This is a genomic window from Mycolicibacterium sp. XJ879 (assembly GCF_053483935.1).
Window position 1 is genome coordinate 1 of record NZ_JBEFTH010000043.1, and the last position, 464, is coordinate 464.

1 protein-coding gene is annotated in these 464 nt (G+C 60.6%); it reads left to right on the plus strand.

The window, feature by feature from the left end; all coding sequences use genetic code 11:
- A partial coding sequence (locus ABQF13_RS25310; RefSeq protein ID WP_448395555.1) for an amidohydrolase family protein occupies window positions 1-464 on the plus strand: 464 nt, incomplete at both ends.

Consider the following 464-nt stretch of genomic DNA (forward strand, 5'->3'; position numbering starts at 1 on the left):
GGGTCGATGTGTTTTCCGTCGTTTCCTGGGTTTGCGGGTCGGTTGTTTGCCACCGAGGATGCCGAGTTCTCGCTGGCTTTGGTGCAGGCCTACAACGATTGGCATGTCGAGGAGTGGTGTGGGGCCTATCCGGCGCGGTTTATTCCGATGACGTTGCCGGTGATCTGGGATCCCCAGGCGTGTGCCGCCGAGATTCGGCGCAACGCTGAGCGTGGGGTGCATTCGTTGACCTTCACCGAGAACCCGGCGGCGATGGGGTATCCGAGCTTTCATGATTTCGAGCATTGGAAGCCGATGTGGGATGCGTTGGTCGATACCGACACCGTGCTCAATGTGCATATCGGCTCCTCGGGGCGGTTGGCCATCACCGCGCCGGATGCGCCGATGGATGTGATGATCACGTTGCAGCCGATGAACATCGTGCAGGCCGCCGCGGATCTGTTGTGGTCGCGTCCGATCAAGGA